At 42.9% G+C, this 13644-nt stretch carries 17 protein-coding genes; all 17 read left to right on the forward strand.

From position 1 onward, the window contains the following. The 17 genes from flgC (at position 1) to ACOJQI_RS07875 (ending at position 13628) form a co-directional block, all read left to right on the forward strand. Entirely contained in the window at positions 1-462 is a 462-nt protein-coding gene (gene flgC, locus ACOJQI_RS07795) for a flagellar basal body rod protein FlgC (RefSeq protein ID WP_421384580.1), read from the forward strand. A gap of 11 nt (positions 463-473) precedes the next feature. Beyond that, positions 474-779, forward strand: coding sequence for a flagellar hook-basal body complex protein FliE (fliE, locus tag ACOJQI_RS07800; RefSeq protein WP_421384581.1), 306 nt, complete (start codon positions 474-476; stop codon positions 777-779). A 52-nt stretch (positions 780-831) separates the two neighbouring features. Then, entirely contained in the window at positions 832-2418 is a 1587-nt protein-coding gene (gene fliF, locus ACOJQI_RS07805; protein WP_421385422.1) for a flagellar basal-body MS-ring/collar protein FliF, read from the forward strand. A gap of 12 nt (positions 2419-2430) precedes the next feature. Further along, positions 2431-3447, forward strand: coding sequence for a flagellar motor switch protein FliG (gene fliG, locus ACOJQI_RS07810; RefSeq protein ID WP_421384583.1), 1017 nt, complete (start codon positions 2431-2433; stop codon positions 3445-3447). Beyond that, a complete protein-coding gene (fliH, locus tag ACOJQI_RS07815; protein WP_421384585.1) occupies positions 3440-4219 on the forward strand; it encodes a flagellar assembly protein FliH in 780 nt (259 codons plus the stop codon). Before fliG ends, fliH begins: the two co-directional genes overlap by 8 nt. Further along, positions 4216-5538 (forward strand): flagellar protein export ATPase FliI, encoded by a 1323-nt coding sequence (fliI, locus tag ACOJQI_RS07820; RefSeq protein ID WP_421384587.1) that lies wholly within the window; start codon positions 4216-4218, stop codon positions 5536-5538. The genes fliH and fliI overlap by 4 nt, the downstream gene beginning before the upstream one ends. Next, positions 5535-5978, forward strand: a complete 444-nt coding sequence (fliJ, locus tag ACOJQI_RS07825; protein ID WP_421384589.1) for a flagellar export protein FliJ — start codon at positions 5535-5537, stop codon at positions 5976-5978. The genes fliI and fliJ overlap by 4 nt, the downstream gene beginning before the upstream one ends. An 8-nt stretch (positions 5979-5986) precedes the next feature. Then, the gene (locus ACOJQI_RS07830) at positions 5987-6589 is read left to right on the forward strand and encodes a MotE family protein (RefSeq protein ID WP_421384591.1); all 603 of its coding nucleotides are present in this window, start codon (positions 5987-5989) and stop codon (positions 6587-6589) included. 32 nt (positions 6590-6621) lie between these two features. Next, positions 6622-7983 carry a flagellar hook-length control protein FliK gene (locus ACOJQI_RS07835; protein ID WP_421384593.1) on the forward strand — a complete coding sequence of 454 codons (1362 nt, stop codon included), beginning with the start codon at positions 6622-6624 and terminating at the stop codon, positions 7981-7983. 9 nt (positions 7984-7992) lie between these two features. Next, positions 7993-8628: a flagellar hook assembly protein FlgD gene (gene flgD / locus ACOJQI_RS07840; RefSeq protein ID WP_421384594.1), complete on the forward strand. Its 636-nt coding sequence runs from the start codon at positions 7993-7995 to the stop codon at positions 8626-8628. A gap of 16 nt (positions 8629-8644) precedes the next feature. Next, entirely contained in the window at positions 8645-9037 is a 393-nt protein-coding gene (locus ACOJQI_RS07845; RefSeq protein ID WP_421384596.1) for a TIGR02530 family flagellar biosynthesis protein, read from the forward strand. Positions 9038-9109: 72 nt separating this feature from the next. Continuing rightward, complete coding sequence (locus tag ACOJQI_RS07850; protein WP_421384597.1) at positions 9110-10330, forward strand: flagellar hook protein FlgE; 1221 nt, start codon at positions 9110-9112, stop codon at positions 10328-10330. A 58-nt stretch (positions 10331-10388) separates the two neighbouring features. After that, positions 10389-10610, forward strand: coding sequence for a flagellar FlbD family protein (locus ACOJQI_RS07855; RefSeq protein WP_421384599.1), 222 nt, complete (start codon positions 10389-10391; stop codon positions 10608-10610). Further along, entirely contained in the window at positions 10600-11022 is a 423-nt protein-coding gene (gene fliL / locus ACOJQI_RS07860) for a flagellar basal body-associated protein FliL (RefSeq protein WP_421384600.1), read from the forward strand. Before ACOJQI_RS07855 ends, fliL begins: the two co-directional genes overlap by 11 nt. Before the next feature lie 31 nt (positions 11023-11053). Next, positions 11054-12052, forward strand: a complete 999-nt coding sequence (fliM, locus tag ACOJQI_RS07865) for a flagellar motor switch protein FliM (protein ID WP_421384601.1) — start codon at positions 11054-11056, stop codon at positions 12050-12052. Continuing rightward, positions 12042-13247, forward strand: coding sequence for a flagellar motor switch phosphatase FliY (gene fliY, locus ACOJQI_RS07870; protein WP_421384603.1), 1206 nt, complete (start codon positions 12042-12044; stop codon positions 13245-13247). The genes fliM and fliY overlap by 11 nt, the downstream gene beginning before the upstream one ends. Positions 13248-13265: 18 nt before the next feature. Beyond that, positions 13266-13628, forward strand: a complete 363-nt coding sequence (locus ACOJQI_RS07875) for a response regulator (protein ID WP_421384605.1) — start codon at positions 13266-13268, stop codon at positions 13626-13628. The last annotated feature ends 16 nt before the right edge of the window (positions 13629-13644 follow it).

Genomic DNA, 13644 nt, shown 5'->3' on the forward strand with positions numbered 1-13644 from the left:
ATGTCTATTTTCCATAGTATGAATGCTTCTGCTTCGGCACTTTCAGCCCAAAGGCTGCGCATGGATGTAATTTCATCCAATATGGCCAACGCAGATACGACCAGAGGTAAATTAGTGGATGGGGAGTGGCAGCCATATCGAAGGAAATCTGTTGTTTTCCAGCCGAATGGAGGTCATTTTTCCTCATTTTTAAATAAAGCAATGAATGCTGAAGATTCCGGGGCTGTCGGAAATGGCGTCAGGGTTGCAAAGATAAGAGAAGATGGAGAAACTCCATTCAATCTTGTATACGACCCTGAACATCCTGATTCAAATCAGGATGGGTATGTACAGCTGCCTAATGTTGACCCGCTTCGCGAAATGATTGACTTGATTTCTGCCACAAGATCCTATGAAGCAAATGTGACAGTCTTTAATGCTAATAAGTCAATGATGATGAAATCACTGGAAATAGGTAAATAGGGAGGACGCTAATGGCTATACATAATATATATTCTGCGACTGAAAACAGAATAAGTCCGTCGTTTGAAAAAAAATTAAATAAACCTGTACAAAATCAGCAAAACTTTGCTGATTTTCTAAAAAAATCAATCGAAGAAGTAAATACAAGCCAGAAAGAATCCGATATGCTGACTGAAAAACTTGCGCGAGGCGGCAATGTCGACCTGCACCAAGTGATGATTGCCTCACAAAAAGCCAGCATTACCCTTCAGACAACAATGGAAGTACGTAATAAGGTAGTTGAAGCCTACCAAGAAATTATGAGAATGCCAATGTAACTTTTACGGTTATTGTTGCCGCTAAATCTGACAGAGTAACCGGGGGATTATGATGAATGAAACTGTTAAGAAATATAAAGAACAATTGAATACTTTCTGGTCAGCACGTACTAAAAAACAAAAGGCTATGTATGGAGCGGCTGTATTAGTGATTATCCTTGCCATAGCGATTACGGGATTCCTCTCCACGAGGACGAGTCTGGTCCCGCTGTACAGCAATCTGGCCCCCTCGGAAACAGGTAGTATTAAAGAAAACCTTGATGGAAGAGGTATCGTTTCGGAAATCGCTGATGGTGGTTCGACAATCAAGGTCCCAAGCGAAATGGTTGATACATTGAAAGTTGAACTGGCTGCAGAAGGAATACCGAACTCCGGAAGCATCGATTATTCCTTTTTTAGTCAAAATGCTGGTTTTGGGATGACTGATAATGAGTTTAGCGTCATGAAGCTGGATGCGATGCAGACAGAGCTTTCAAACCTGATGAAAGGAATTGAAGGTGTCCAGGATGCCAACGTCATGATTACCCTGCCTGAAATAGGGGTGTTCGTCAGTGAAGAAACAGAACAAGCATCTGCTTCCATTGTGTTGAACACAAAACCTGGTTTCAATTTTGATCAAAAACAGATTAAGTCCTTATATCATCTTGTTTCTAAGAGCGTTCCAAACCTTCCTACAGATAATATCGTCATCATGAATCAATTTTTTGAGTACTTTGAGCTGGAAAATGAAAATTCTTCCTTTGGAGGAACTGTCGTCCAGCAAATGGACGTCAAGGACAGGATCGAAAAGGACATTCAAAAGCAAGTGCAGAGTATGCTGGGTACCTTAATCGGTTTTAATAAAGTCGTTGTTTCTGTAACTACCGATATAGACTTTACCCAAGAAAACAGTGAAGTAAACCAGGTAACACCAGTTGATGAAGAAAATATGGAAGGAATCGCCGTAAGTGTCCAGAGAATCACTGAAACCTTCACGGGGGAAGGTGCAGCAGCGGGGGGGGCTCCAGCTGCGGAAGATACAGGCGATGGACTTGGGACATATGTTGAAGGCGAGAACTCCAATGGTGATTACGAGAGAATCGAAGAGACGATAAACAACGAGGTTAATAGAATAAGGAAAGAAATAGTAGAAAGCCCTTATAAAATAAGGGATATAGGGATTCAAGTAATGGTTGAGCCGCCCGATCCTGAAGATCCAAATTCTTTCCCTCAAGACAGACAGGAAGATATATCGCAAATATTATCGACAATCATCAGAACTTCGATTGATAAAGAAGCCGGCACCGAGTTGACACCTGAAGCAATCGAAGACAAAATTGTCGTTTCTGTCCAGCCGTTTAACGGAAAGATGGAATTCGAACAAGAAGCTCCTTCTGCTTTGCCGTGGTGGTCATATGTTATTGGCGGAATCCTGCTTGCTGTCATTATATTATTGATTTTCTTAGTCGTTAGAAAGAACAAAAGTGTCGCAGCAGAAGAGGTTGTTTTTGAGCAAGAACAGCAGCCTATTAATATTCCCGATATCGATACTGAAAAAGAGACTGAAAGTTCGGCCAGAAGAAAACAATTGGAGAAGATGGCCAGGGAAAAGCCTGAAGAATTTGCGAAACTATTACGTTCTTGGCTGGCTGATGAATAGGAGTGAGTCAACATGGTAAAACAACGTGAAAAAGAATTAACGGGTAAACAGAAAGCTGCCGTTCTCCTCATCTCGCTTGGCCCTGATGTATCAGCGTCAGTTTATAAGCACCTGTCCGAAGAAGAAATAGAGAAATTGACTTTGGAAATCTCCGGGGTCAAGAAGGTTGAATCGGTCGCTAAAGAGGAAGTGCTGGAGGAATTTCATAACATTGCGCTTGCACAGGATTATATATCGCAGGGTGGAATAGGGTATGCCAAAACAGTGCTGGAAAAAGCGCTTGGGAATGAGCAGGCTTCGGCAATCATCAACAGACTGACTTCATCACTCCAGGTTAAGCCTTTTGATTTTGCGAGAAGGGCAGATGCATCCCAAATCCTGAATTTTATTCAGAATGAACACCCGCAGACGATTGCATTGATTCTTTCTTATTTAAATCCTCAGCAGGCGGGACAGATTCTTTCTGAATTATCGCAGGAGGTACAGGCTGATATTGCCAGGCGTATTGCATTGATGGATGGAACATCACCTGAAGTGATCAGTGAAGTGGAAGCAATCCTTGAAAGGAAATTGTCTACAACTGTTACTCAGGATTATTCCCAGACAGGCGGAGTTGAAGCGGTTGTCGAGGTTTTGAATGGTGTTGACAGGTCCACTGAGAAAACGATTCTGGACGCATTGGAGATTCAGGACCCGGAACTTGCAGAAGAAATCAAGAAGAGAATGTTTGTGTTTGAGGATATTGTCACCTTGGATAACCGTTCCATACAGAGGGTGATCCGTGATAGTGAAAATGAAGACCTGCTTCTTTCTCTTAAAGTATCCAGTGAAGAAGTCAAGGATATTGTATTCCGGAACATGTCTGCAAGAATGGTAGAAACATTCAAAGAAGAAATGGAATTCATGGGTCCTGTAAGGCTTCGAGATGTTGAAGAAGCTCAGTCCAGGATTGTCAGCGTTATAAGAAGGCTGGAAGATGCGGGTGAAATCATCATCGCCCGCGGCGGAGGAGACGATATCATTGTCTAAAGTAATTAAGAATGTGCCAGCCTCTGATGCCCAGCATCGTCAAGCGAAGATTATCTCTCTAAGGAACATCTCGGGACCTTCAGATGTTGAAGGCAAAGATAATGACCAGGATAACCAGCAATTAAATCGGGAACGGGAAAAGGTGCTGCAGGAAGCACAAGCAGAAGCAGAGAGGCTTCTTGAGTCGGCCAGGGCAGAAGCAAGAAGGCTGGAAGATGAGACAGCTTCTCTGAAAGCCAAATGGGAACAGGAGAAAGAGATTCTTCAACAGGAAGCCTATCAGCAGGCTTACTTGCAGGGCCTGGATGATGGAAGGGAAAAAGGGATCGATGAATACCGCCACTATATCAGCCAGGCTGTTGAAATAATCTCCAATGCCAAAGACGATTACTATAATCATATTGAAAAAGCAGAAAGTGTCATTCTAGAACTTGGGATGCAAACAGCACAAAAGATTATAGGGCGGACGTTAGATGAAGACCCTGCCGTTTTCCTTGATGTCATAAAACGTGCAATTAAAGAAGTCAGGGAACTGCCTGAAGTCCAGATCCATGTACATCCCGCGAATTACAGTCTCCTTAATGATAATCAGGAGGAGCTGGAATCCATGTTTCCGGTTCTGCGCAAGCTGTTGATTTATCCTGATGACGGACTTGGAAAGGACGATTGTTTCATTGAGACGGGTGAAGGCAGGGTGATTGTCAGTATTGATGCTCAGCTAAGGGAGATAAAAAACAAATTGGTTGAAATCTTAGAAGGTGAAGATGAATGAAAGCTGATGATCTGTTAGATTACATTCCTTCCATACAGTCCTTTAAAAAGTTCGGAAAAGTAAAAAGGGTTGTCGGCCTGATGATAGAATCCCAGGGACCCAAGAGCTCGATTGGAGATTTATGCTTCATTCACCTCTCTGAAACCCGAAGGAAAATCAGGGCAGAAGTGGTGGGGTTTAAAGAAGAGACTGTAATCTTGATGCCTTATTCCAATATTAATGAAATTTCCCCGGGAAGCCTCGTTGAAGCGACATCGAAACCTTTGACCATTAAGGTGGGCCATTCTTTAATCGGCAAAGTGGTGGATTCACTGGGGAATCCTCTGGATGGAGAAGGATTGCCAAGGGGGCTGACACCGGCTTATACCGAACAGGATCCGCCCAACCCACTATCAAGACCTCCAATCAATGAAAAGATCGAGGTCGGCGTCCGGGCTATCGACAGCATGCTCACTGTGGGAAAAGGCCAAAGAGTTGGGATCTTCGCTGGAAGCGGAGTAGGAAAAAGCACCCTGCTCGGGATGATTGCGAGAAACACAACCGCAGATCTTAATGTCATTGCCCTAATAGGGGAAAGAGGCCGTGAAGTGCGCGAATTCATTGAGAGGGATCTAGGTGAGGAAGGACTTAAGCGGTCGATAGTGGTAGCGGCTACATCGGACCAGCCGGCCTTAATGAGAATCAAAGGGGCATTCACAGCGACGGCAATCGCAGAATATTTTCGTGATAAAGGTTTGAATGTCATGTTGATGATGGATTCCGTCACAAGGGTCGCCATGGCACAGAGGGAGATCGGCCTTGCGGTTGGAGAGCCCCCTGCGACAAAAGGGTATACCCCTTCTGTTTTCGCTATCTTACCTAAGCTCCTTGAAAGAACCGGCACAAACAAGAATGGCAGCATCACCGCTTTTTACACGGTACTTGTTGATGGAGATGATATGAATGAGCCTATTGCTGATACTACAAGGGGAATTCTGGACGGTCATATTGTCCTGGATCGCAACATTGCCAATAAGGGCCGGTTTCCAGCAATTAATGTCCTGAAGAGTGTAAGCAGGCTGATGAATCATCTCGCATCAACAGAACACCTCAAAGCTGCTGAAAAACTCAGGGATTTAATGAGCACATACAGTAATTCAGAGGACCTGATAAACATCGGCGCCTACAAAAAGGGAACTTCACAGGAAATTGACCAGGCCATTGCTTATCATCCAAAGATCATTTCTTTCCTTAAACAAGGAACGGATGAAAAGGTCACTATGGAGGAAAGTGTCAGTGAAATAATCAATCTGGCACAAAAAGGGGAGTGGAAGGGTTGAGTTATAAATTTAAATTTGAAAAAATCCTGACTCTCAAAGAAAGAGAAAAAGAGGAAATAAGAGAATCATACCGCGCTTCTGTCGAGAAATTCGAAAAAATTGCTGAAAAACTTTACGAATTGTTAAAGAAAAAAGAGGATTTGCAAAACTTCCAGTCCGAGAAAATGGTCAGTGGACTATCGGTACAGGACATCAGGCATAATCAGCACTTTATAACAAATATTGAAAAAACCATAGATTATTACCAGGGGCTGGTCATACAAGCAAGAAACAGGATGAACTGGCACGAACAGAAGCTTTCTGAAATGAACGTTGAAGTGAAGAAGTACGAAAAGATAAAAGAAAATGACTTTGATAAATATCAACAAACCCTTAATTCTTCAGAAAGCAAGGTTCTCGATGAGCTGGCTGTCATGCAATATACGAATAAAAGAAATTAGGTGAGGACATGGGGAAGACAGCAGAGAAGGAAAGGAAAGATAAATCAACGAGCCGGTTTCAATGGGTTTTATTTGCAGGAATCATCCCTCTTCTGTTTGCTGTGGTAACAACCTTAGTTGTCATGCAGTTAGCGGGTGTAAATATTTTTGAAAAAGCGAAAGAAGCTGGTGTGAAGATTCCCGTCATTTCTTCCGTGATCCCAACCGATGCAAAAGAAGAGGCGGCTAAGCTGGAAGAAAGAGTGCTCACCCTCCAATCAGCAATTGAGGAAAAAGATTCAGAAATCAGCAGTCTTCAAGGAAAGATAGATTCTCAAGAGAAAGAGAAAGAACGGCTGATGGCAGAACAGGAACAGATGCAGGCACAAATTGAGGAACTGGAGCAGATTCAGCAGGAAAATAAGCGTGCCTTTAAAGAGATGATCTCCACCTTTGAATCCATGTCTGCGAAAAGTGCTGCACCAGTCCTGCTTAATATGGAGAATGATGAGGCAGTGAAGATATTATCGAATATCAAGCCGGACACACTGGCAAAGATATTGGAAAAAATGCCTCCTGAAAATGCAGCGAAATATACTGAGTTACTGTCGGCAAATGTGGATTCCAATTGACTAAAAAGCAGTAATTGAAGGGAGGTGACAATATGAACGTTGGAGCGATGCTTTCTACGACTAGCACGGGACAGGTATCAGATAAAGGGTTATTTCAAAAGACTCCTGATGGGGAGAAGAGTGATTTTTTCAGCAGGCTGCTGGCAGATATGGGTTCATTGGAAGGGGCTTCTGAGCAGGAGGATACTCGTATGGTACAGCTCCTTAAGCTTTTGCAGGTTCTGAATTCAGGGCAAGCTGTGCCTATGGCGGAAACTGAAGCGGCTGAAATAAATATGGAAAATATACTTTTACAAGCTGGAATAACCCAGGAAGACCTTCTGGTATCAATGGAATCCATCATAAATGACATTTTGAAGGATATGCCGATGTTGAAAGAGCAACTCCCTCAGGTGGAAAAGGGAAATCAGGAAGAGGTATTATTCCTGCTTATGGAGACCATCAGTTTAATGCCTGCTGCCAATCTAAAACAGCTTGATCCAGCAGCTATGGAAATACTTTTCAAAACTTCCAAAGCTTTTGAGAAGGCCTTTAGTCAGTCAGATCTGAGCTTTCAGCAAACTGAACGGGCAGAAGTCTTGCAACAGAGCTTGAAGGTGATTACTGAGAAGATTGAGCAAGTTTTGACTGGTGCTGGCCAAAAAGATGGTAAGTGGAATCAAATAGTAGAGAAGGTATTCCATACCCATTTCACCATCAAGGAAGATGTCAACCCGAAAACCCACTTGCAGAACATTGTGATGGACAACAAATATCCGGGTGAAACTCTTTCTAAACTTACTCTTCCTTCAAATAAGTCTCTGCTGTCCTTACATATGACCCCTGCTGATTCATCAGGAGAAAAAATGGCAAAGTATGAAGGAGAACAGGCGGCGAAGCCGAATGCAGGACTGCAGCTTACTGGGTTATTTGGTCAACAGCAGCTGGTACGTGCAGAACAGTTTTCACTTTTTGTGAATAAGAGCCAAACAGGTACGACCTATGAACAATTCGTTAAAGAGTTTGCCAATATCATAGGAAAATCACAGATGATGCATACCCCGAATATGAGCAAATTGTTAATTAAACTTTATCCGGAACAGCTTGGTTCTTTGCGGATTGAGTTGTTGCAGCAGGAAGGAATCTTGACAGCAAAAATCATTGCCAGTACAAAAGCAGCTAAAGATATACTGGACTCTCAACTGACAGGGTTAAGGCAAGCATTGAACAGTCAGAACCTTCAAGTGGAAAAAATTGAGGTTGCACAGTCTTTCACAGAATCCTACAAGCAGGAACGGCAGCCATCTCAGCAGCAGAATGGACAGCAGTCAAAAGACCAATCCAATCAACAGACAACTGACAAAGAAGAACCGGAATTTTCATTTCAAGAACTATTAATGAATAGTGAAGTATAGGTGATGACCATGTCAAACACGATCAATTCAAACTTACTGTTATCTTCATTGCATCAGAAACAAAGAGAAGGCGGAAAGGATGCACTGGGTAAAGACGACTTCATGAAAATCCTGATGACCCAGCTGCAGAACCAGGATCCTCTCAACCCGATGCAGGATAAAGATTTTATCGCTCAAATGGCAACTTTTTCTACATTGGAACAAATAACGAACCTTAGTAAATCCATGGAAACTTTTATTGAATCACAGAGCCAGAACAACCTGATAGCCTATAATCAGTTTGTCGGAAAAGAGATTACATGGCATAAACTTGAGGAAATAGAGGCGGGCAAGACAGAAATCAAAGAAGGAAAAGGAATTGTATCTGCTGTCAGATTCAAAGACAATGAAGTCCAGTTTATTATGGAAGACGGAATAACCCTTGCTCCTGGAAATGTCTCACAGGTAAATCATGGCAGTTCAGATTTTGGAACGAATTCCCTGGTCAACGCCAGCAGCCTGATAGGAAGGACCGTTTACTGGAATAAGGGTGAAACAGAATTACATAGCACCGTTACATCAGTTTCAAAAAGAGAAGGCACCCTATGGTTCCACTTAGAGAATGGAGAAAAAATTAAAGAAGACGATATCATGAAAATCGAATAATAAAGGATGTGGTTGAATGCCAAGAAATATCATCAATCGATTGCCATCTCAACCAATTACGTCACAGTTTCCTCAAAAAGGAATTACAAAGAAGCCTTTGCCTTCAAAAACATTCGCCCAGACTTTCAAGGAAGCGATAAACGAAAGTGAAAGCTCACTCACGATTAGTAAACATGCCGATTTAAGACTGAAGCAGAGAGGGATAGAAATACCCGGAGAAACCTGGAGAGAAGTTGAAAGTAAGGTTGCGCAAGCCAAACTAAAAGGTGTAAATGAATCCCTGGTTTTGCTGAACAATGCAGCTTTGATAGTCAGTGCCAAAAATTCTACAGTCATCACGGCAATGGACAGACAGGAAGCCAGAACGCAGATTTTCACAAATATTGATGGAACGATCATTATCGATTAATAGGCTGGACCTTAGAGGAAGCCTGTCACTGCTGAATGACAGATGCAGTGAAAATAGAAAGGGGAAAATATCATGCTACGCTCAATGTACTCAGGTATCAGTGGAATGAAAAACTTCCAGACGAAACTGGATGTAATCGGAAATAACATTGCCAACGTAAATACTTATGGATTCAAAAAAGGCCGTGTAACGTTCAAGGATACAATGAATCAGACCATTTCAGGTGCTTCTGCTGCACAGGATGCCCGGGGGGGCAGAAACCCTATGCAGGTCGGGCTTGGATCTACTTTATCAACAATTGATACAATCCACACGCAGTCAAGCCTGCAGTCTACCGGGCGCCCGCTTGATCTGGCAATCAATGGAGACGGTTATTTTGTTGTGAAGCAGGGGGAGGCTCAATTCTATTCAAGAGCAGGGAATTTTTACTTGGATGACAACGGGACCCTGGTCAATGGCGATGGAATGAAAGTTCAATCATACGAAAATGGTATTCTGCAGGATATCAAAGTTAACGTAAATGCACAACTGCCTGCGAAAACAACTAAAACTATCAGTATGTATGGAAATCTATCGAATGATGCAGCAGGAAGTGATCCATTTGTACAGCAAATCAATGTAGTGGATTCAACTGGTAAACAAGTTACTCTTGATATGGAACTTACACCGGCAGGAAGCCCGTCCCATACTTGGGATTTGAAATTTATCAATCAAAATGATGGCAACCCGCTGCCTCCTGTTTCCTATCAAATCAATTTCACGCAAAACCCTCAGACAGGGGAATGGGAAGCTCCTGCAACAGCAGCTATTGACCTGCCGATCAGTGATACGAATAATGACGGAGTTGCTGAGCTGCTTCCGGTTACAGTGAATCTATCAAACTTGAAAAATGAACCAGGTGACCTTTCTGCTTCTGCCGACCCTGACGGAAACACAGCAGGTTCGCTTGAAAGCTTTAACATCGGCTCCATGGGTGAAATAAACGGTGTTTATTCCAATGGTGAAATCACCACAATCGGCTACCTGGCGCTGGCTAAGTTCAGCAATCCATCCGGCTTGACGAAAGCCGGGGGGAATTCATTCCAGCAATCGGTCAATTCTGGTACACCGAATATCAATGTAGCCGGTGAAGGAAGAGGAACCATTGTTTCTGGCTCTCTTGAAATGTCCAATGTAGATCTCTCTGAAGAATTTACCGAGATGATTACAGCGCAGCGTGGTTTCCAGGCGAACACCCGGATTATCACAACATCAGATGAAATCCTTCAAGAGCTTGTAAACTTGAAACGATAATAGATTGCAAGGGAGGGACAGGGCTGGACGGCTTATTCCATCCAGCTCTGAATGAAATTTGATAAAACTTACAAAGTTAAATGGCAAATCGTTCTCGCTTAATTGTTTATACATAGAAAGTGCAGAAGCATTTCCTGACACGACCATTACTCTTACCAACGGGAAGAAAATTGTGGTGAAAGAAACGGTGGACGAGGTGGAAGATAAAACGGTTTCCTTCTATAGAAAGATAAATGTACTGGGACTAAGAAAGGCCGGGGGAATTCACGATGAAGAATAAATTGCTAACAATAACACTCATTTTATTGGTGACAATCACTTTGGGTGGAGTCCTGGCCCTCATTGTTCTTTTGAAGTTTAATGAAGAAGAAGCAGCGGAACCAAGTATTGATGAAGTAATTGAAGCGTCTGTGGATGTTCCAGAAATGACAACCAACCTCCTGAGCGGAGATTATATCCGGATCTCCTTTAAAGTTCAGACCGACAGCAAGAAGGCGAAGGAAGAGCTCGAGAAGAGGGATTTCCAAATGAAGAACATTATCATTGAAGAGCTTTCTGAAATGAAGTCTGAAGAATTGCAAGGCAAAGAAGGAAAACAGCAGCTGGAAACAACCATCAAAGACAAAGCAAATGGCCTTATGCAAGAGGGGAAAGTTGAAAAAGTTTATATCACCTCTTACATGATTCAATAATAAAACTTCTGAAGGAAACGGGGGTGAGGAAATGTCCAGTGAGGTCCTCTCGCAAAATGAGATTGATGCATTATTATCTGCCTTGTCTACAGGCGAAATGAGTGCCGACGATTTCAAAAAAGAAGAAGAACAGAAGAAAGTGAAAGTTTATGATTTTAAGAGAGCCCTCAGGTTTTCAAAAGATCAAATCAGAAGTCTGACAAGAATTCATGAAAATTTCGCCAGGCTCCTGACCACCTATTTTTCGGCTCAGCTGAGGACGTATGTGCAAATATCAGTTGTGTCTGCCGACCAAGTGCCCTTTGAAGAGTTTGTAAGATCAGTACCTAAAATGACGATCTTGAATATCTTCGACGTCCCCCCCCTGGACGGACATATCCTGATGGAAGTCAATCCAAACATCGGGTATGCAATGATGGACCGGGTGATGGGCGGAAAAGGCACCGGCATGAATAAAATAGAGAATTTGACAGAAATCGAAACAAAGATCATGTCTAATCTTTTTGAAAGGGCATTTGATAACTTGCGGGAAGCATGGAGTAATATCGCTGAGATTGATCCGATTCTTTCAGAATTTGAAGTGAATCCACAGTTTCTCCAGATGGTCTCTCCAAATGAGACCGTAGTGGTCATCTCGATGAACACTACAATTGGTGAAACCAGCGGTATGATCAATATATGCATTCCTCATGTTGTGCTGGAGCCGATCATTCCTAAATTGTCTGTCAGTTATTGGATGCAGACTAAACAAAAGGATAAAGATCCAAAGGAAACTGAAAAACTGAAGAAGAGAATAAAAACAGCCCAGGTGCCTGTAGTGGCTGAGCTGGGGAGCTCCGACATCACCATTGATGACTTTCTTATGCTGGATATCGGAGATGTCATCCAGCTGAATAGACGTATAGATGAACCTTTGCTGGTGAAAGTTGGAGAAATACCGAAATTCACTGCCCAGCCGGGTGAGCTCAATAATAGACTAGCGGTCCAAATATTGGATTCTTTAAAGGGGGGAGAAGAGGATGATGAGTGATGATATGCTATCACAAGATGAAATAGATGCCCTTTTGAGAGGCACAACCAGTGAAGAGAAAGAGCCAGCTTCTTCTCGAGAACTAAATGTGGAAGAGTACTTAAGCGAATTTGAACAGGATGCTCTCGGTGAGATTGGGAACATCTCTTTTGGAAGTTCTGCAACGGCACTTTCTACATTGCTGAATCAAAAGGTGGAAATCACGACTCCTAAGGTTTCCGTCCTGGAAAGAAGCAGGATCGAAGATGATTTCCCGCATCCTTATGTAGCGATACAAGTGCAGTATACCGAGGGTTTCTCAGGCGCCAACCTTTTGGTTATCAAGCAGGAAGATGCAGCGATTATTGCTGATTTGATGCTTGGCGGGGACGGCTTGAACCCTTCTGGTAATCTAGGGGAGATCCAGATCAGCGCTGTTCAGGAAGCCATGAACCAAATGATGGGATCTGCTGCAACTTCGATGTCTACTGTCTTCAATAAGAAAGTGGATATTTCTCCTCCGAGGGTGGACATGTTGTACCTTCCAGAAGGAGAAGGGGCAAATACGATTCCACAGCAGGATTTGCTTTCCAAGATATCATTCTCTCTAAAAGTAGGGGAATTGATAGATTCAAGCATAATGCAGCTTCTTCCGCTGCAATTTGCTAAACAGCTTGTCGACGAACTCACCAATAACAGTGATGCAGCTTCAGCAGATTCCGAAATGAAGGAACAGGGAAGTAATCATCAAGATCCAACAGGGGGACACTCGGCACCAGCTGGGCAGCAGCCGCATTATCAACAGGAAATGTATAGAGAGGCGCCCGCTCATTATGTACAGCAAGAGAAGGCACAACCGCAGCATTTTGGAACTAATCAGGGTATTGAGCAGCCTGTGCATGTACAACCTGCCTCCTTTACCAGCTTTGAACAGCCATCCATAGGGAAGTCAGAAAGCAAAAATCTGGACATGCTCTTAGACATACCATTAAACGTTACTGTGGAACTTGGCAGGACGAATCGTTCAGTAAAAGATATTCTGGAGCTGTCATCCGGATCCATCATTGAGCTGGACAAACTCGCCGGCGAGCCTGTAGATGTCCTTGTCAACAGCAGATTGATTGCCAAAGGTGAAGTTGTGGTAATCGATGAAAACTTTGGGGTTAGAATCACAGATATTGTTAGTCAATCAGACCGACTAAAAAAATTAAAATAGAATACGGGGGAAAGAAATATGGCAAATAAAATTTTAATAGTGGACGATGCGGCTTTTATGAGAATGATGATCAAGGATATTCTTACGAAAAACGGTTTCGAAGTAGTCGGAGAAGCAGCGGATGGAAACCAAGCAGTTGAAAAGTTTAAGGAATTGAACCCTGATCTTGTTACGATGGATATCACCATGCCCGAAAAAGACGGTATTGCAGCGCTTAAAGAAATCAAGGCCATCGATGGGAATGCTAAAATCATCATGTGCTCTGCTATGGGACAGCAAGCAATGGTCATCGATGCCATCCAGGCAGGAGCAAAAGACTTCATCGTGAAGCCTTTCCAGGCAGACCGTGTTATTGAAGCAATCCAAAAAGCGTTAAGCTAAGCTGTAACGCAGATGT

Source organism: Bacillus salacetis, assembly GCF_049177075.1.
In the GTDB taxonomy this organism is placed as follows: domain Bacteria; phylum Bacillota; class Bacilli; order Bacillales; family Bacillaceae_B; genus Rossellomorea; species Rossellomorea salacetis_A.